This window comes from Asticcacaulis sp. AC466, assembly GCF_000495815.1.
Classification (GTDB): Bacteria; Pseudomonadota; Alphaproteobacteria; order Caulobacterales; family Caulobacteraceae; genus Asticcacaulis.
The window spans coordinates 1-19,302 of the sequence record NZ_AWGE01000003.1 but is presented as its reverse complement, the minus strand read 5'-3'; the positions used below and the strand labels follow the sequence as shown (position 1 = coordinate 19,302).

Genomic DNA, 19,302 nt, shown 5'->3' with positions numbered 1-19,302 from the left:
ACGAGTACCCGATGCTGAACCTGATCAACTGCGGTGATACGATCACTCTCGAAGCCGACCCGACGACCATGCAATTGATCCTGCGCAGCGCAATTGACGATCTGCTTGGGCGCAAGGGCTCACCCGGCCACCTGCGGCTTTACCACGAGCTGGCCAATCAATCGAGCGCCCTTGGCCGGTTGCCCTTGCACGACACCGTGGTCGAGCCGGAAGAAATGCTGCGGCGGCTGAACGCCGGTCGGGAGGGCCATGTCGAGCAAATCGTACGAGAGGCCGATGACGATTTGGAAGACCTGCTGGCATGAGCACCATCCAACTGTTCCCAGGTGACAATCGCGCATCCCTACGCAGCCTGATAGCAAAAGGCGTCCGGGTACATTCTGTCGTGTGCGATCCACCATACAGCCTGACATCGATCGTGAAGCGCTTCGGTAAGGATGGCGCCGCGCCAGCCAAGTTCGGCAAAGACGGGGCGTTCGCCCGCGCGTCGGCCGGCTTTATGGGCCTTGCCTGGGATGCGTCTGGTATCGAATACGATCCCGAGTTCTGGGCGTTGGTTTACGAAATCCTGCTTCCGGGGGGCTTCGTGTTTGCCTTCTCAAGTCCACGCACCGGCCATCGGCAGGCGTGCGCTATGGAGATGGTCGGGTTTATCATGCACCCCTTCCACGGGTGGATATATGGGTCCGGGATGCCGAAGTACCATGCTGCCGACAAGGCCATTGATCGCCACCTTGGCCAAAAAGGCGAGATCATCGCTCAAGGTGCGCCTGTCAAACGCATGATCCCCGGTGCCGACCAGAATTTGACGGGCTCGTGGATCAAGGACAGCGGTCGCGAATATCAGCCGGGCGCTTACATGGCTGCGACGGAGGAGGCCGAGCAATGGTCGGGCTACGCCTACGGCACGCAGACGCAGAAGCCCGCTATGGAACCGATATACCTAGCGCAGAAACCTTTCAGCGAGAAGACAGGCGCCGCCAACTTGCTGAAGCATAGCGTCGGCGCGTTCAATATCGACGCATGTCGCGTACCGATAGATCCCACCTCCGACACATCTCAGATTAGAACTATCACACGTGGCCAGCGTATCGCCGCGGACAGTGGCCACAATTGGGGTTTGAATGGCAAAGGTGCTGCCACCGGCACCGTAGTCAAACCAGATGGACGCTGGCCGGCCAATATCCTGCACGACGGCTCGCCCGAGGTTGTCGATCTGTTCCCGCGCGAGGCGGGCGCTTCTGCACCAGTCCGCGGCACCGAGCCTACGAAGAACGGCTTTAGTGGCACCGTGAAATACGGCGGTATGTTAAACAGGCAGAACGGCGAGCACACGTTTTACGGCGACGGCGGGTCTGCTGCGCGGTTCTTCAACAGCTTCAGTCTGACTGACGACGACTATCAGTTAGCAGTGGATGTCGGTTTGATCTCGGACATGCGAGGTTTTGGACTACCCATCGCCCTCTATCATGGCAAAGCCTCCAAGGCGGACCGGGCCGGTGGCAATCATCCGACGGTAAAACCCATCGGTCTGTTGCGCCACCTCGTGCGGCATATCACCCCGCCGGGCGGCATATGTCTCGATCCATTCGCCGGTAGTGGCACCACGGGTGAAGCTGCGCGCCTCGAAGGCTTTGACTGCCTTCTGATGGAAGCGGAGCCGACGTACGTTCGTTTCTTAGAGCAACGATTTGGCTTGGATGACGACCTAGCGGACCTACTGGCAGGTCCGCCACTCAGCGACCGTGTCGCAGGTTTGCAATAGTCCCGCCACAAAAAAGCCTTACTTTGTTCCTAGTTGGTTCACATTAACGTTTGACTCTTTGACGGTCGTATTGTCCTATCAAGGGGTAAAATTTTCTTTTCAGGGAGATGAAAGAGATGACCAAGCAGAAAGCCACGCACATCCGCGAACTCGATTTCGTGGCCGTAAACGAGCTAAACCAGATCACATCAATGTGGTCTGTCGAGCCGTGCGGCAACTATGGGCGCGACAACGAGCTTGGTCGTACCTATGGGGCCGAATGTCTGGAATTCATCTCCCGCACCAATGATCCGACCCTGCTCGGCAAGATCATCCGGGATATGATCAAAGGCGGCCGTTACGACGCCGTTGAGATCGGATTTATGTATATGGTCTCGGCCTACGTAATCAGCGTACCTTACGCCTCGGGCGAATCTTCTGTCGAGCAGCCGACCGCCGCCTAACTGTGCTTAAACCAGAATAGAAGCGCGGCTCCCAGCATGGCCAAGGTTGGGAGCCATTCTCTAAACTCAGTCCTCAACGACTTCGCGCCGACGCTTGTGGCGCGCTGCAATTCGAGCGTAGCGACCTTAATCGCAAGCGCCTGGACCTCGGCGCGAACGCCGGTAATCTGAGCTTCCATTTTTGCCGCTTCGAACGTGATCACCTTATCTCGGACCTCACGCATATCGATCCGGAGGCTCTCAATCTGAGTCCCCAGGGTCTCAACGTGGCCAGACAAGGTTCGAACTGCCACTAATTCACTCTCTCGCAAGGCTTGTTCCGGCATCGGCCTGAGGAAGTCAGATTCAGCGGACATCCCCACCTCCCCGACAACCAGCGATGACCGGCTCTAACTCGGCCAGTCGCGCGTCCTTCTGCCGGCCAGCCTCAATTTTCAGTTTGTAACGGGCGGCGCCATCGGGGGCGGCCTTCAAGGCAGCCTCCGTGTCGCTATAGGTCGGACTTGCTGATAGATTATGCGGCACACAACTTACGGCGATTGGCGTCTGGACTTCGACCGTTCTATAGATCGGATCTGGGACCGGGCACGTCTGACATCCTGTCAGTGTGAGGATCGCCGGCAGAACAAAGCGCTTCATGGCAAGGTCTCCAATAGACGGCGGTCAACGTCTTCATATCGCTCAAGCAACGTCTTGCCTTGGGGCGGTGCGGCCATGATGCGATCAAATTTCGTCCGCTCGGCACGAGCGGCCGCGTGCGCTGCGGACACCTGTTGCTCCGCCGCGGCGAGCCGGGTAGCCGAGTCGGTTTTAAGAGCCATAAAGCTCTTGTTCTGCTGATCGATGGCGACGCGGAACGTGGCTTCGTTGGCCTGGCACGTGGTGAGACGCACCTTATAGCCCGTCACCGGGCCATCGATCTCGCGACGAAGGTCTGCGATCGTCGATCTGGCGCCATACAGATGGGCACCCAGGATAATAATGCAGGCCGCCGCCAAACTCCCCAGAACGATTTCTCTGAGTGAGAGTTGCATCACAGGATGACCTTGCGCGCGGCGACTGTCCTTGCGACACGATCGTCGTAGCCGTTCTGGCCGCCGTTGATCAGTCGGGTAACTTCTCTGATATCGCCGGCCTTCGCCGGGCCGATACAGCCGCGCGAGACGAAAAACTGGGCGGCCGCCAGTGCGGATTTGAACACATCGCCGCGCAGTTCGTCCGGCGTGAAGCCGGATTTCTCAGTGTTGTAGCGGCCGGTGATCTGTTTGAAACCAGACCCGCGGTACTTCCAGCCGTCGCCCGGCTCGGTATTTCCAAGATGCTCCTTACCCCAGGCGCCGCCGTATATCAGGTTGGCTATGGCCGACTGATTGGCCTGCCGGACAACGACCTTCTTACCGTTGACCACCTTGTCGATGCGTCCGAAGTGCTGGGCATCGGCCAGTGAGATGCGAGCGCGGCTGAACAAGGCGATCAGGCTATCCACGCTATAGTTCAGGTTCTCGACCATAGTGCTAAAGCCGGCGCTTTCCACGTGCATCTGACCCAACCAGTCGTCCAGGACTTCCTTGTCGGCCAATTGTGGGTAGGCGATAATCGCGGCTTCGAGCGCCGGAAGGGTATTCAGGATTGCCTTGGGCGCAAAACTGGTGAACTGCTGGCGGTTAAGCAGGCTCATTTTGTTACGCTCGGCTTGGTCACGACGAACTGACTGTTCGGCGCGGCATCGGCCGCAGCAATCAGCGTCTTCTTCGTCAGCCGAAGATGAACCTGGCCGTAGACCAACGCACCGAACGCCGCCGCCGCGCCGACGAACTGTACGAACTCATTGGAGAGCAGGTAGTCGATCTGTTCCTTGGAAAGGAACTTGCCCAAGATAGTGCCACCAAACAACAAGAGAAACTGGCGCAACAGCCCCCATGCTTGGGTGGCGGTCACAGATGGATCGATCACGACGGGAGTTTCATCGGACATAGTGCGCACCTCTATAATCACGTTAAATGTGATTTACACGATACACGGGAACTTATAGGAAATTTTCCGGGGTGGCGAGTCCAAATCGTCGCGCTTTTGCGTCCAATTCGCGATACAATCTCGCTTAACGTGATTTTATTGTCACGGCGGCGAAACGCCATTTACGGTCACTTCATTCCGCGCGCTTATCGAGGTTGCGGAATCCGTGCCCCATGGGCCAGGCGCATAGGCGCCGGTTCCGGCCGGAATAGCCGGCAAAGGTGTCGTCCGGCCGGCGTACCAGTCAGCAGGGTTGTTCGTTGTCCCGGGTGTGCGGAGATGAATGATATTGCGTTGCGGGCCGCCCGTGTCGAAGTAGCCATGTGTGGCATTGTTTTCGGGTGGCGCACCGCTGACCGAGATGCCGTAGGTGCCTGTAACGAAGTCCAGGATATTGTCGTTGGTCGTGCTGCCCTTGACGTAGATCATGGCGCGCACGGACGGCAGGCTGCTTGGACGGACGCCGTGACCCGGCCCCATGTTGCCCACGTCGTCCCACGCCCCCAAGTAAAATTTGTTTTTGCTGGACGCATTGTTGGTAATGCTCAAGGGGTCGGTATTGCTCAGGCAGATGCCGTGGCCCCAGGATTCCTGCACCCGGATATTGGTGACCGAATTACCGACACCAAGTTCGGTATAGTTGGCCGAGTTTTCATGAATGAACGTCCCGCTTGCGCTCCCGCCGTTGTAAGAGCATTTGACATTGGTCAGGTTGGCCCCCGCCATGTGCGACAGGATACCGGCATGGCCATTGGCTTCGCAGTGCCAGCTATGTCCATTCAGATCCCACAGCCCGCAACGGATGCCGCACCAATTATTAGAGAAGGCCTGCAGCCCATAGGCCTTGCCGGCGAAAGCATTCTGCAGTGACGCCCCTTCCCATTGAGCCTCAATAAAGATCAGGTTTTCGATATGGCCGTATGGTGCGCCCTCATAGAAGGCGCCGAAGTTACCACCTCTAATTTCAAAGCACCTCCGGAACGACGTGTAGAACTGGCAGTATTTTTGACCGAAGAAACTGAGATTGATCAGGCTGTAATGGGCCGGCCGCTTGCTGGCATATACGCCGGTAATCTTGTCGGCCACCATAGGCGACGTGGTTGACGAGTTCTCCGGCCGCTGAGCAAACCCGCAGGTCTGTGACGCAAAGCCATAAATAGCAATCGATCCGAACCGGACGGCGGAGACGATAGCGATGCCCGTCATCACGACGACCTTGCCGCGCGAATAATGATCGAAAGGCTCGGCGTCATCGAACGCGCGTTGGATGCCGACCGTATCGTCCGTACCCCACATTCCATCCAGGTAGGCTTGCGAATTTGGCGATGTTTTCGGCGTGGAAAAGGTGTTGTCGGTATAGATACGGAAATGGCGGCTATCGATAATCTGGCCGATCCAGCCATAGAGACACCCGTTGGGGCCAACGTTGGATAGCCAGAATTCCTTGCCGAGGTCAGCCGCCGTCACGACATTCGCATCCGCCGACTCGATGATGGATGATCCGGCGGTCGCCGTGAAGGCGCGGTAATCACGGAAATCGAATTTGCAGTTATATGGGGCCTTTCTCGGATCGATAACCCCGCCGAAGACCTGCACAATCGCATTCAGATCTATCTGACGTTCCAGACCGGCCGTCGTAAGGCCAAAGATTGCCTGAATGCCGGACAGGTCCGATTGGAAGACCAGTGATTGGCGCCACGCGGAGGTAAGCTGAAACAGATCGAATTTGGCCAGGCCGCGTCCGCCACCCGGCAAGGGCACAGTGGCCGGCACCATGGGCGATGCCACAGGGCTATTGTAGACCGGCAAGCCGTCGATATTGCCCTGTGACAGCCCGCCGCCATCGGCCGCCCATTGCGCGGGACAAGCAACGAGCACACTATGACCTGCCCCGTCATAGATCGGATACTTCCCATCACCGTTCGGCCCGCCGCCCTCGACGCCCGTGGCCCATGGCAACCAGCAGCCGACCGCGTTCTGTATGTTTTCCAGTGTGAAAACCTGCAACTGGATCAACTGTACGTAGCTCGACACAGGCAAATCGGATAGAGCGCGGACAAATGCCGTCAGGGCAATCTGCGGCAACGTGCCCGATACCTGGACCGACAGACGCAGGTAGCGCCATATCGTATTGTCGAGCGGGTCCAGGTTCGAAATCCGCATGAGATCCTGTTGCCCCGGGTTAGTCATATTCCACGAGGTCGTCAGCGCCCGCACCTCACCGACAAAGCCCGCATTCGCACAGCCTTCGACCGTGACGATATATTGCTCATTGCCGGCAGACCGCTTCAAAACGGACGCCTGAAATGCGGCAATCCCCGACCAGGGGTTGGTCGACGAGCCTGTGTCGAACACATGCGCCGCGCCGCCGACCGTACCCTTGCGGGTAAACGTGCCGCCGCCCGTCGGCGCAAATGTTGTGGTGCCATCGTCGAGAATGAGCGCTGGATTCGCGGGGGCTGAGATCGTCATTTCGGCACGACCTCACCATTAACCACTTTGAAGGCTGTGCCGTAGTCGTCACGCCACTCATCAACTCTGACAACCGGAAGCGATAATAGATCCGGCTTAAGATTTGGATTGCGCAGTACTTGGACAATAAAGCCGCTCGTGCTTCCCGCTGAATCTGGCTGGTACGATACATATATCATGAGGTTTTCTCGTATCCCTTGGCGAAAAGAACGCCGACGACGTTTTCAACCGACGAGCCCCCTTTCCATTTTAATTGAACCGTATAGGTGCCCGCAGGCTTGTATTTGATCGTGTCCATCCGGACTTGAACTTGCGTCCAGGCGCCCTGGATATAGGATGTGGGCTCGTCAGCGACACCATCGACATATAGCCAGCAGTTCCAGGCGTCGTTACCGCTTGGGAATCCCTGATAGACGTTGGCACTCGTTTCGATGTAGCCTGCGGTCGTAAGCGTGATCGTCGTTTCACAAAGCGTGTATATGGTAGAGCCGTTGCCGTGATAGCTCGTTGCGGTCTTCGCGTAGGAGGGCTGCACCGCAAAATTCACCACTGCTTTTCCAATGGTTAGCGATCCGTCGACGATCAGCGAGCCAGACACGCGAACATCTGCCCCTAATGTGACAAGCCCGCCGCTGAAGCCGAATACTTTTTTCCGCGTCGATGCGTCGCTACCACTGAAGATGTAGAATTCATCGGACGACATGGCGATTACGGAACCAGCCGAACCCGCGCGCAGAATGATCGCCGCCGTGCCGCCTGGTGCGTCCACGGTAATCTGAAGCTTGGCATCCAGTCCATTGATCGCTTCCAGCAACGTCGTGATAGAGGCCGTATGGCCGTTCACCGTTGTCGCCGTCTGGGTCAGGTATTGCGCCAGCGTCGTCGTGCCATCGATCATGACCTTAGTGGCATCGAGCACAAACGCCGTCCCTGACGGGCTGACGGCTCCCAGCAAGTTCATCCTCGCTATGGCCGTGTCCGACTTGTCGATGGCTTCCATGACGACCAGTTTGATCGACTTGCCGTCGCCGTCATAAACGAGCGCCTTGATCTCGGCTTCCAGCAACTGGCCGCGCAGCACTTCCGCAGCGAGTTGTTCACCGGTCGTGTCCAGGTCCGCAAGAACCTCTGTGACTAGGCGTCCGTTAAGCGAGGTTACATCATTGGCCACCATCTGACCGGACGACGCATGGCCAATATACACGTAGTCGCTATCGTATTCCCCGTCGGCGCCATATGCGATTTCAACCAAGTAGTCAGTCTGCGGCTTCACGGCCGTAATATCGACGCGCACGATCGTGCCGTAGACATGCGTGGCGGGATGGTATCGCCAGTCCACAGCCCCGGCGTTCTCGCGATAGCGGATAAGGAGCTTTTTGGCGGTGCTGCTGTTGACCACGCCTGAGACGGATACGCTCGGAATGCTCTGGCCCGATGTCGTAGCCGTCGGCCCCGCGATCACGGTGAAATCTCCGACCACGGGCTTCTCCGCCATGGACGGGGGGATTCCGACTGCGGGCCATGCCGGCGGCAAGGCGGCCGCTGGATTGTTCGCCAGACCAGTTACATTCGTGCGATAGGCCTGTAAGGACGCCAGATCGCCGCGCCGCGACAGAACGACAATCGCCACCGACGCGTATCGGGCAAACCAGTCCTTCGGCAGGCTCAGTGAGGTTTCCAGATAGAGACCTGCGTGCTCGTAGACCAGGGTGCCACCGTTATAGACCTGAACGACCGTATGCTGGCCGTATTCGGGCGATGTCGCGCCGTCTGCCCAGTTGAACACCTGACCGTCCTCATAGGTCCGGTTCCGCGTGGCCCAGGTGATATCGATATTGGCCGCCGCGCTGACATTCACGTCAGCGAAGGCGACACCATTGATCTTCACATTGGCTGGCCGAAGAGGGCGATAGGGGCGGTCGGTCATCGCCACTGGAATTTGCGGCGCCGCATCGAGGTCCAGACGCCCGAGCGAGGTGCGCGGCAGCATCTTGTAGTAGGCAATCTCGCCGGCCGACCGGATAACAACTTCATCGGTCAGTTTGGTGTTCGGTCGAAGGAACCAGACCGGCGTACCGGCCGCCCAGTTGCGCGGGATAGTATCGAGCGCACCCCGATAGAGTGTCAAAGAACCGTCAGTCGCAATATCGTGAATATAGGCCAACTCGTGCCCGTACTCATCTCCACCCTGAAACAGGACAAACCCGGACACGACTGGACCGCGTTCGCTGCGCAGGCTGCCGCCAACAATTAAGTTGGTAGCCGTTGGCCCCATGGGACCGGACAAAAGGCTACGTTCGACAATCGTATTGGTGCCATCATTTTGCCAGGCGGAATCGCCGTTGGGCAAGATAATCCGGCTCATCAGGTCGTAATTGATCGTATCCAGGCCAGGCTCGAAGCCGAGCGCAACGGCCAGTGTCTGCGGGTATTGCAGATCGATTGCGCGGCTCTGAAAGTCGGCCGAACTGGCGAAATAATAGGGGGCCGTGATGAATAGCGCTGCATCGAGCGTTGACGGCGCGACGGCCGGATCAACCCAGTGTGTCGTCGGCGCCGTGGTGACGGGCGCATGATCGAGTGAGAAAATATCCTCGATGCATTTCAAGGTGATCTGGGAGTCGGTTGTCGTCCCGTAGTCGATTTCTAGGATGCGTCCGACCAGTGCGTCAACTTCGTTGACATCCGACGACACGATAAAGCAGTTGCCGGGCCGGAGGTTCCACGCACTACGGTCAACGCGCAGATCGAACGTAGCTAAGCCTGCTGACGCCGAGCGCAGGTCCCGCTCACAAAGCTGTGTCGCGAGTTCGACCGTGCGAATGGGATAATAGTCGCGCTGATCGTTGATCGCCTGCCCTTGGATAGCGACCAGTGCGTCAACCTGGCGCGTGACTGTCTCGGTCTGCTCATTGATCGGGTTCGTCCAGCTTACCGTGATCTCGCTGGTTACTTCGCCCGGCAAGGACCGTTTGAAGCTGGTCATCTTCGAATTGTCTTCGTTTAATACCGGCAGAGTTGCAGGATCGTAGTCGTCGCGCAGCAACGCAATGGTATGCTTGCCTGTCGTAGGATCGAGAAACATCACGCCCTGGATGAGCGAGAGAAGCTCGCTGACAAAATCCTGAATAGTCTTTTGCTTGTCCCAGACCATGGTGCCGCCCAGGCCTTCGTCATAAAGCTGATGGGCTGCGCTGTTGAAGGAGTCCGTATCGATAGTGAATGCGGGCGCACCCATGCCCCACGTCACGTTGGTCAGACACTCGTAGATAATGTGCGCAAAATTGGCGCCTTGTGCCGAGTCGATCTTCACCCATGCGGGGTTGAGGCCAATCGGTGCCCGACTGACCCGCGCCTTGATCGTCTGGGCGATAATCGGGCTGTTCTGCTTCCATGCAAAGCCCTTGCCTGCCGCCGCACCATAAAAGAATAGGCTCGCAATCCCGCGAAAAGCCGGGCAGTTCGCAGACGTGCGCCCTAGTTTAGCCGCCAGGACTTCAGGCATAACCTGGACATAATCGCCCTTGAGATATTGGATCGTGCCGATGGCGCCGCCTTCGTTCTGCACCCCACCGAAAAGCTCCGGCTTATTGACCTGAATTGTGCCGATGGTCGTTAGCGAGCCCGCCCACATCTCCTTATCGTCGACGGTGATTTCGGTGATTTCGTCGAGCGGGCCATGGCAAAGACCCGCGTGCAGTGACGTGTGGTAGCTCACCACATTCATTTTAGCGGAGGAGCCCTTACCCATTGCGCTTCTCCCTCACGCGCTCGACAACTTTGCGCGCCAGTTCGTCACCCGTGGCGAGGAGGACTTCGGCGTCTATGCCGTCGTCCATGAGTTTCCTGAAGTCGATGCCGTTCCGTTTGCACCAGCCGTACAGGCCGATCGCGCAATGGCTTTCACGGATATCGGTAACCGTTATTTTGAGTTCGTCGGCCATCAGACCTTCACCTGCTGTTCCGAGGTGTACTTCTCGCCAGACCACAGGATGTTGACCGTCTGCAGTTGCAGTCCATACCCGAAGACAACGGGGATCGGCTTCCCCGCCTCGGCTGTCGGAACCTGGACTTCCTGGACTGTCGACGTGTTGCGCTGTTTGGGCTTCGGTGTGAGCGCGTACGCCACCACCTGCATCGTTACCGCAATAATTATTTGTATGAGCCAATCGGGCACGGGTCACCTAGTAGAAGTTGTTCTTGATGCCGGTCGGATTGGACGTGGGTATCCACGGCTGTCCGCCATAATTCAGGATGTTGTTGTGGGTTTCCTCGCAATCGGCCATGTCGTGGCGGCAGCCCAGTTTGACTTTGACCGTCTGCCCGACCAGGAGATTATTGACCTTCCCGTTGAGGCGCAGTTTGTTGTCGCTGACGAGCGCGAGCACCGCTCGGATATTGGTACGGCCGTCGGCATCGACCCATTCAAATTTGCCGTTGATAAACCGTGTGCGATCCTTCGCGCCGTTCCAGCCCGCATTTAATGTGACGGTAGGAGTCGCTACGGCTGAGACCGTGGCAGTCACCGTGCCGGCGGCCTCGCTCGCAAAGCAGCCGTGACCGTACAGAACGTGGGGACAGCCGTACTGATAATTCCGCCGCAACCCCAGACGGCTAAGGGATGTTGTAACCGGCTCGGCTCCGAATGATACTTCGCCGTTGGCGCGCGATACGCTTGTGATGCGGCCGGCCCAACAGACCTGAAAATTCAGATCGCCTGCATGGCCCTGAAAGATGGTCAACTGCACGACGGATGATGGCGCCCAGTTGGCGAATAGCCTCGCTGCGCCCGTCACCACATCCGTCTTTACGGTCATCTCGGCCTTGTCGAGCTTACCACTGGCCGTCACGCTATCGCGGGTTATGGGCATGGTTTCAAAAACATGACCGCCATAGATGATCTGCGTGTCGGCCGTGGTGTAGCCGTAATAGTCATTCGGCCCGTCCCCGAAGGTAAACAGGTAAAGATTGATCGGCTTGCCTTTATATCGGCTGTTCTCCATGGCGTTCAGGCTCATGTCAGGCCTCCGGGCTCAGCGCGGGCAGCGTTTGGAAAGATAGTTGGGTCTGGGCCACCTGATCGGTAATCCACTCGGTCGTCATGGCATCCGTCGCAAACCGGCAAACGGGCATCCAGCAGATCATATCGATAGCCGCCGGTTGCAGTTCGAAGGGGAAGCCCGTTGTGACCTGGATGACTGTGTTCGCCCCGGACAGGCCGAAACTATCGATTAGCTTCATTGCCGACCGGCCATCGTTTAGCCGCACGTAGAGGCTGCGATACACACCGTTGTTGGCATACAGATCGTAGACCAGCCGCCCTTCGATAATCATGTTCACGCCGTATGGCGGCGTCACGGCGGCGAGCGTCAGATCCTCTTCCCAGGTGGGCGCATAAAATTCACCCTGCCTGCCAAGCTGACGTTCGAAGAAATCCTCGATGGCCTGCATGTCGGCCGCTGTGCGCTTAAGGTAGGTCGCCTGGGTAGTGCGGATGCCCCACGTAATAAGCCGCTTTAAAGCAATCGCACCCTGCCCGTAGTCAAGACGGGTGACCGGATGATTGCTCGTTACCGTTGGGTCGACCCGACGGTCTGGCTTGTGAATGAATACTTCGCGGCCGTTGAACGTCAGATCGCCTGTGTCGGGACTGACGTATGCCTCTGATAGAGGCATCTGCTCAAAAGCGATGGGCGTCTCGTTCACAGTATTGGTGTGCCGGGTGCTCGACAACTGGGCGTCAAACAGACCCGTGACGCCAAAATACACACGCTCATTCTGACGGTGGGCAAAAACCAGCGATTCAGTGAGGTTGACCGACGAACCGACGACGCTCAGGACCTGCATGGCTTCACGCGTGTCACGATCTCCGATAACAATCGTGGCTCCGGCCCGAAGCCAACGCGGTACATCTGTCACGGAAATAGCCGCGCCGTTTACGACGGCATCTGATGCCAGGCGAGTCAGTCTCACACTATCGGGAAAGATGACCGGCTGGTTCTGACGCATTTGGAGGATGTGCTTCAGACGCTGAAACGCCTTACCCCATTCCAGGAGGGTGAATTCGTACGAACGCCGCGGCGTCGTGACAATTGCGCGTCGTTGCTCCTGTCCGTTTTCACTGGTCAGGATATCCGTGCTGAATTTCCGGGTAACTGAAAAGCTGTTCTTCCAGTTCGGGACGAATGTCCACAGGGCAGCGCTCATCGCAGCACCCCCTTAATGCTCGTGCGGTTCTGATTGATATAGTTCATCAGGACCTGTTGGCCGGCGGTATCTGCCAGTGCGTGGGCAAGCATATCCGAAGCGTCGAACACGTTGACGTTTTTGAGTTCAACCGCCTTGCTGGCAGCACCCGCCCCGCCCAGTGCTGACATCTGCCCCTTAGTAAATACGACTTCGCCGCGTTGCAGGATGGCTGGCACTTCATCGGGTTTCAAACCGGCCACGCCTCCGCCGTGATAGCGAGCCGCATTGGCGAAGGCACTTGCGAACACATTGCGAGTAGGTGCAGTCCCTGCGCCGACGACGCCGCCCCGGTGATGAACTGGGGCCTTACGGGTAAAGATCGACGTGAGGATTGCCGCTAAAGTACTGGACCCGCCCTGTGCGCCACCGGCACCGGCTCCGCCCAGGGCAGCACCCGCCGATTTCAGAGCGAGCGCACTGGCTGTAATCGCCGCCGCCGCGCCGCCGACAACGAGTCCGGCTTGCTTTAGATCGTCAGCAGCACTCTTCATGCCGACGCCATTCAATGAATTGATGGCGCCGGAAACATATTTTCCAATAGGCGTCTTTTCGAGCGCCTTTAGGATGGCGGCTTGCTCGATCAGCTTGGCTATCCACGTGAGAATGTCCGCTGCCGATTGGCGCAAAGATTCGCCCAGAGATTTGATGACGGCCCGTCCATCCATCACTTTCTGAATGAACGAGTCCAACCCTCCGGTCGCCGCTTGCGCAAATTGGTCATTCACCTGCGATGCCGTCACCGCCGTATCATCGCGATACGCCAGCGTCTGTTGTTTCAGGCCTTCCAGGTTTGCGATAGCACCGGCCGCATTGGGGTTGGTTGCCGGATCAAGCGCCCGGTAGAAGGCTAAAGATGCCTCGGTCGCTGCGACCAGTGCGGCATTAGTCTGCGCTAGTTGCTCTTTAAGCAATTTCACCTGTGCAGCATCGCCGTTGTCCCGCGCGATACCGATCTGGTCTAGAATTGAACGCTGGCGGCTCTGAAGCGTCGAAACGCCATTATCGAACTGCGACCGGTCATGTTCAGCCTTTGTGACGGCGTAGATTTGTTTTTGTATCTCTTCCCACTTCCGTCCCTCTTCGGTCAGCAGGTCAATCTTATCCTCGCGCGCCTTACGGGCGATGAATTCGGATTCCGTTTCAATTCTGTTAGTCGCACTGGCCAGTTCGGCTTGCGCCTGCATGATCTGCTTCTGAGCTTCCGACGCCTTAACGCGCTTGTATTCTGCCGCTACCGACGTATTGATTTCTTCAATCTGTGCCTTACTGAGAACCAAGTGCTGTTCGTCGGCTTGCTTTTGGGCGGCGGCGACTGCCTTCTGTTGCGCGTAGGCAAGCCCTTCGGAATCGACAATCGCCGTCCGCTGTGCGGCCTCGGCCGCCAACTGCTCATTGAACTTCCGCTGCGCTTCGGCCCGATCATTGGCCAGTTTCGCATCCTCTGCACTCAGACCGCTATTCGCAGCAACCGAAGCACCGTTGATCTTGGTATTCGCGTAGCCAATGATCGACCCAGCCGTCGCATTACCACCCATGAGTTTCGGGTTGGCTTTGACGGAGTCCTTCCCGATCAATCCGGCCAGTGGTGTCGTCGGATTGGCTTGCAACACTTTGATCGCATCAGGTGCGCCCAGGAGATGCGCGAGGTAACGGTTGGCATCGGTCGCCGGCAGCTTTGCCGTGCGCAGAGCCGCGTCGATTTCCTGCGTCAGCGCTTCCGCCAGTTTCTTCTGCCAAGCGGGATCGCGCTTATAGGCGTCCAATGTCGCCTTATCGATCGCAGCATATACCTGCGGGAAGAACGTCTTAAGAGAGTTCTCGAACGTGCGATCTGTAAAGCCGTAGAGTCCGGACGCTGTTGAAGCCGTGCCATGGCGACCTAGATTTTTACCGCCCGACTCGATGCGGGCTACCTTTTCCAGATAGGTGTCGATGGTCGAGGTCATCGACTTCTGGAACGTATCGGTAAACGCGGCCTGCGCTTGGGAGAAGGTGGTGACCAACTCTTGCAATTTGGCTAGTTTGCTCGGCCCAAACAACTTCGCGAGTTCGCCGGCGTTACTTGGGTCTAACAGTCGTGCCGATAGCGGGTTGTCCCTCCCCCAAAGTTCCTGAACCTTATCCTTATAGTCCTTGAGCGCTGTCGCTTGTTTTGACTGGTAGTCATCGAAGGCCTTAAGACTGGGAACGGAATCACGCAATGCCCGCAGAGATTGGGCATACGCATCAATCGAGGTTGTAGTCAGCGAGGCGTTGGCCGTATCGGCCGCATCGGCAAAACCAAGTAAAGCTTGCTGTGCATCTGTTGCCGTGCCGCGCAGGTAGGCCAGCAAGCCTTGGTAGACCTCAGTCTTCTTCTGGGCGTCTACAGCCTTCTTTGCCGTTTCCCGAAGGCCATCAATCAGTTTGCTGTTCTCGCTGACCAGTCGGGGGTTGGCCGCGACCAGATCGTCGACCTGTTTCAGATAGTCCTCGGCCGAGATGCGATTGTTCTGGAATGCATCAGTCACCAGATAAAGCTTTTGCCGGACCTTAACCAAGTCATCGGAAAAGCCAGTGAACACGTGCGCCAGATTGTCGTCGGCAAAAGGCTTACGCGCCTGGTCTTGTAAGTCGGCAAAGGCCTTCTGCACCTTAGCCAGTTCCACGATAATCGTGGACTCGCTTACACCGTCCAGGTTCTTTTTGAACTCGACAAGAGAGTCGGCGCCTTTGGCGTAGGCTGCCCGCACCTTCTCCATGATGTCGTTTTGCGTGTTCAGAGCTTCCGACAATTTGTCTGTCGAGGTGAGCATCCCGGGCAGAATGAACGACGCCAGCACCGACAGACCGGTGATCAACAGTCCGATGGGGTTTGCAGCGATGGCCACCGTAAGCGCCCGGACCCCGGCTATGGTGGCAGCAATCGCCCCACGGAAGGTCAGCAAGCCTGCCGTGGCTGCTGCGTAGCCGACCCGCGCCGCGCCCGTCGCCGCGATACTATTGATTTGCATGGCAACCGTCATTGCCATGACTTCGGCGCGCGCCGCCAGGAACGCCGTGCGCATTCCGGCGACAGAACTGCCCACCGAGAGGAATGCCGGCGTCAGGCTCAGCAAAACTTGCGCCAACTTTAGACCGGCGAACACCTGGAATAGCGAAACGATAGCCCCGATATTCTCGATAACAGGTGGCAGGACGGTGACGAGCTTTCCAAGCGCGATCCCTATGCCCTCAAAGAACCGTTTGCCATCGTCAGACTGGAACCACTCGTTGAGCTTCCTCAGGCTCGCGATAAAGGCGTCGAGGAAACCGGCGTCGGCCACGTTCTTTTGTGCCTGCACCAAATTGTTCTGGAAGCGCCCAATTTCCGCATTTGCGCCCTGCAGGGCCTCGGGAAGCTGCTTTCCATAGCGCGCGCTCACGGTGTCGGCAAAATTGACGATTGTGGACCGGTCGGCAAGAACCTGTCCTTGCTGCAACATCTTGTCGAGTTGTCCGGTCGTGACACCCAGGGCTTGCGACATCAATCGGAAGGCACCGGTCATCCGGTCACCTAACTGACCACGCAGTTCTTCGGCCTGAACCTTACCCTTCGACATGATCTGGCCAAGGGCCTTGAAAATGCCCTGCATATCCTCAACGGACACGTTCATTACAACGCCGGCTTCGGAGATCGCCTTAAACACGCGGCGCGTATCGTTCATGGACAGATTTGCACCCTGCGCCGCGTCCGCGAAGGTTGCGTAGTTTGTGGCGAGCGTGGTGAAAGAGATACCCAGTCGAGCAGCCTCAGCCTGAAGATATTCCATCTCCGCCCGGGCCTTCGACGAGTTTCCGCCCGTGACGACCATCAAGCTATTGAAGGTCGCCTGATACTTTATTGCCGTATCGATGACCGAGCGCACACCTTCGATAGCCGCATAGAGTCCGACAAAACTGGCCGTCAGCGACAGGATTTCGCCACGCATCCGCTGGAACAGGTTCATGGCGGTACGGGATTCACCATAAATTCCCTTGAACGCATCGCGCAGCGCATTGCCCGCGACGGTAGCCTCGCGCATTGAGTTCGGTACGGCCGTTGGCACACCCGAAATACCGGCACCGCTCGTCGTGCCGCCAGATGCGCTCGACGTTGAGGTCGCCGCACCTGACGCTTTCGCCGCCCGACGGGCAGCGGTAGCCTCATTGAGCGCATCGCGCATCCGGCGATAATCATCCGCCGACTTTGCCGCCGCTGCCGATGCCAGATCGAAATCACGGCGCATTTCTTCACTAACCTGCCCCGCCGACTCCATCACCGAAGCGAGGCGCGCCAGTTCGGCTTCGGCTTCACGATAGACTTTCAGGGCCTGGACGGCATTGGTGCGGCTGTCGTCTGTGAGGACATTGCCGCCTTGTAAAAGACGCCGGTCACCAGAAGCGCTCTTGACCTGTTGGAGCGCCGCCGCTGTGCGCTCCATTTCCGCCGTTGCCCGGGCAGACGCGCGCGCAACGGCGCTCTGTGTAGCCTCAACGCCGCCCAGCGCGGCGGATGCCTTACCGGCCAGTGTTGCGATCTGAGATAGTTCCGCATTGGCTTCGGCCAGTGCTTGCTGCTGGTCGTTGAGAACGGCCTGACTGCGGCTCAATTGCTTATTCAGGTCGCCCTCGGCGCGCTGCGCCTGATCAGCTGCGGAGGTTGCGGCGGCAAAAGTTTTTTTCAGATTGTCACGGGATGCACGCAACGCATCTACCGTGTCCTTTTCCTTCTTCTGCTCTGCCGTCAGCCCTGCGATTACGGCGCGCTGGCGCGCATAGGCCGCGCCGGCTTCATCTGCGGCAGCTTTGAGTCGGGCCGTATTGGCGGCTGCCGCCGAGACCGCTTCACTCAGTTGCACCTGGCTAGCGGCAGTCGCTTTGACTTCAGCATCAAGACGGCCGACGGCACCGGCCGCCTTGTCCATATTGACGGCAACCTTGTCGAGAGCGGCCAGGCTTCTGAGTTCTTTGCCAAGGTTTGAGTATGAAGCCTTGAGACGCTCGACCAGGCTGCTGCCCTTGGTCGCGGACGCGCCGAATGACTCCTGGGCCTTCTTGAGATCGTTGAGTGCATCTTCGACAGCGGCGATCGCCTTCGTGGATTGCTCTTTCGCACGAATGACTAGCGATACGTCCCTTTCTCGATTAGCCATCTGCGTCACTCATTTCGTCTAGAAGTTTTTGGAAGTTTTTCTGCGCCCGATTGTTGCCGAAGGCTGTCGCGATTGCTGTTGAGACCGCCTGGTTGGTGAGAATGGCGTCCGTCTTGATCCGGGAATTTTCCCGCTCGACGACGATTGCCGCTTCTTCCCAAACCCGGCACAATGGATAGAACTGAGCGTCGGTATGTCCGTTCGCGAGCAAAAGGCTTACTTGCCTTCGGACTCCGGCGATCCATCCTGAAAGCGTGGGACGCTCTTCAGTTGTTTGACGACGCTTGTTCCCTCGCGCATTGCGCCGATGACGATCTCCAATAGCTCCCCCAGGCCGCCCTCCACGAACGCAGTGACCCTCAGGATTTCCTCGATCAGTTTGATCTGAAGACCGACTGGCAGGTCTCTCGCCTCCTCAATCTCGGTCGGATTGCGGGTCGCGACGGCGATAGCGTCGGCCACGAGTGTCGGCGCATCCTTGAAGAGTTTGCCGGCCATAGCTGACGGATTGGTCAGGAGGACATTGGTCTTGTCGCCGGACACGTCGGCAAACATTTTGTCGGCCGACGCCCGGTTACGATCAATCAGACCGATAATATCGGACGGGCTTAGGCCATAGACCGTGATCGGATCTACGCCCTTGATTTCAACCCGTCCTTGAGTTTGCAGCGCAATAGCTTTGAGGCTCATCCCTTTGACCTCGCCTTAAGCTGCGACAGCCTGGCCATCCGCATAAACGCGGGCCAGACCACCTTTGCGCTGAACATCCAGCGAGTAAGTAATTTTCAGCCAGTCATCGCCCTTGAGCGCGAAATCGCCGTCCGGTGCCAGAGAGACGTACGGCATGAAGTAGTCGATCTTCGGCCCCTTCGGGTTGAAAGCCTTGAACCACAGCGCCCCTTCGATGACATCGTTGCTGGACACGACCTGCGTACGGGTCGAAACGCCAACGTTGTATGTGATGTAGGCCGGGTTCCCCTCGGTGATCGTGCCGCCTTCGATAAAGGTAATCGTGCCACGGATCGAATCGATAACGTAGTCGACGCCGGCCACGTAGGTCGTTGTGCCGCCGACAGTATCCTTTACGACGACCGTAGCGATGTTCCGATAGCCGGTGGGCCGGGTGGTGTCGTTCGCGCCCAGTTGATAGGTGCCGAACTTGATTGCGGTAATCGTGTCGGCAACAGCCGTAGCCGATGCTGTGGTG

The 19,302-nt window shown here is 57.9% G+C and carries 18 protein-coding genes; 3 read left to right on the top strand and 15 right to left on the bottom strand.

What is annotated here, in order from left to right; all coding sequences use genetic code 11:
- Positions 1-11 precede the first annotated feature (11 nt).
- From AEAC466_RS27215 to AEAC466_RS27205, 3 genes are all read left to right on the top strand, one after another.
- Positions 12-305 (top strand): hypothetical protein, encoded by a 294-nt coding sequence (locus AEAC466_RS27215; protein WP_023456904.1) that lies wholly within the window; start codon positions 12-14, stop codon positions 303-305.
- Positions 302-1,765, top strand: a complete 1,464-nt coding sequence (locus tag AEAC466_RS43605) for a site-specific DNA-methyltransferase (RefSeq protein ID WP_023456903.1) — start codon at positions 302-304, stop codon at positions 1,763-1,765. The genes AEAC466_RS27215 and AEAC466_RS43605 overlap by 4 nt, the downstream gene beginning before the upstream one ends.
- 116 nt (positions 1,766-1,881) lie before the next feature.
- Complete coding sequence (locus AEAC466_RS27205; protein WP_155913490.1) at positions 1,882-2,208, top strand: hypothetical protein; 327 nt, start codon at positions 1,882-1,884, stop codon at positions 2,206-2,208.
- Here the strand turns inward: AEAC466_RS27205 and AEAC466_RS27200 are convergent.
- The 15 genes from AEAC466_RS27200 to AEAC466_RS44725 form a co-directional block, all read right to left on the bottom strand.
- Positions 2,205-2,564 carry a hypothetical protein gene (locus tag AEAC466_RS27200; RefSeq protein ID WP_023456901.1) on the bottom strand — a complete coding sequence of 120 codons (360 nt, stop codon included), beginning with the start codon at positions 2,562-2,564 and terminating at the stop codon, positions 2,205-2,207. The two genes, AEAC466_RS27205 and AEAC466_RS27200, sit on opposite strands and share 4 nt — an antisense overlap.
- Positions 2,554-2,847, bottom strand: a complete 294-nt coding sequence (locus AEAC466_RS27195) for a hypothetical protein (RefSeq protein WP_023456900.1) — start codon at positions 2,845-2,847, stop codon at positions 2,554-2,556. Before AEAC466_RS27195 ends, AEAC466_RS27200 begins: the two co-directional genes overlap by 11 nt.
- Positions 2,844-3,242, bottom strand: a complete 399-nt coding sequence (locus AEAC466_RS27190) for a hypothetical protein (protein ID WP_023456899.1) — start codon at positions 3,240-3,242, stop codon at positions 2,844-2,846. Before AEAC466_RS27190 ends, AEAC466_RS27195 begins: the two co-directional genes overlap by 4 nt.
- On the bottom strand, positions 3,242-3,886 hold the full coding sequence (locus AEAC466_RS27185; protein WP_023456898.1) for a glycoside hydrolase family 19 protein: 645 nt from the start codon (positions 3,884-3,886) through the stop codon (positions 3,242-3,244). Before AEAC466_RS27185 ends, AEAC466_RS27190 begins: the two co-directional genes overlap by 1 nt.
- Entirely contained in the window at positions 3,883-4,182 is a 300-nt protein-coding gene (locus AEAC466_RS27180) for a Pam3-gp28 family putative phage holin (protein WP_023456897.1), read from the bottom strand. The genes AEAC466_RS27185 and AEAC466_RS27180 overlap by 4 nt, the downstream gene beginning before the upstream one ends.
- Before the next feature lie 141 nt (positions 4,183-4,323).
- Positions 4,324-6,693, bottom strand: a complete 2,370-nt coding sequence (locus AEAC466_RS27175; RefSeq protein ID WP_023456896.1) for a hypothetical protein — start codon at positions 6,691-6,693, stop codon at positions 4,324-4,326.
- A gap of 175 nt (positions 6,694-6,868) precedes the next feature.
- Positions 6,869-10,444 carry a phage tail protein gene (locus tag AEAC466_RS27170; RefSeq protein ID WP_081714532.1) on the bottom strand — a complete coding sequence of 1,192 codons (3,576 nt, stop codon included), beginning with the start codon at positions 10,442-10,444 and terminating at the stop codon, positions 6,869-6,871.
- The gene (locus AEAC466_RS27165) at positions 10,437-10,637 is read right to left on the bottom strand and encodes a hypothetical protein (RefSeq protein ID WP_023456894.1); all 201 of its coding nucleotides are present in this window, start codon (positions 10,635-10,637) and stop codon (positions 10,437-10,439) included. The genes AEAC466_RS27170 and AEAC466_RS27165 overlap by 8 nt, the downstream gene beginning before the upstream one ends.
- Entirely contained in the window at positions 10,637-10,870 is a 234-nt protein-coding gene (locus tag AEAC466_RS27160; protein WP_023456893.1) for a hypothetical protein, read from the bottom strand. Before AEAC466_RS27160 ends, AEAC466_RS27165 begins: the two co-directional genes overlap by 1 nt.
- A 7-nt stretch (positions 10,871-10,877) precedes the next feature.
- Positions 10,878-11,711, bottom strand: coding sequence for a phage BR0599 family protein (locus tag AEAC466_RS43600; RefSeq protein WP_023456892.1), 834 nt, complete (start codon positions 11,709-11,711; stop codon positions 10,878-10,880).
- 1 nt (position 11,712) lies between these two features.
- Entirely contained in the window at positions 11,713-12,900 is a 1,188-nt protein-coding gene (locus tag AEAC466_RS27150) for a hypothetical protein (protein WP_023456891.1), read from the bottom strand.
- Positions 12,897-18,095, bottom strand: coding sequence for a tape measure protein (locus AEAC466_RS27145; RefSeq protein WP_023456890.1), 5,199 nt, complete (start codon positions 18,093-18,095; stop codon positions 12,897-12,899). The genes AEAC466_RS27150 and AEAC466_RS27145 overlap by 4 nt, the downstream gene beginning before the upstream one ends.
- Positions 18,088-18,306, bottom strand: coding sequence for a hypothetical protein (locus tag AEAC466_RS27140; RefSeq protein WP_023456889.1), 219 nt, complete (start codon positions 18,304-18,306; stop codon positions 18,088-18,090). The genes AEAC466_RS27145 and AEAC466_RS27140 overlap by 8 nt, the downstream gene beginning before the upstream one ends.
- 5 nt (positions 18,307-18,311) lie before the next feature.
- The gene (locus tag AEAC466_RS27135; protein WP_023456888.1) at positions 18,312-18,785 is read right to left on the bottom strand and encodes a phage pre-tape measure protein; all 474 of its coding nucleotides are present in this window, start codon (positions 18,783-18,785) and stop codon (positions 18,312-18,314) included.
- Positions 18,786-18,800: 15 nt separating this feature from the next.
- The coding region (locus tag AEAC466_RS44725; protein WP_023456887.1) for a phage tail tube protein at positions 18,801-19,302 on the bottom strand (502 nt) is incomplete at its 5' end.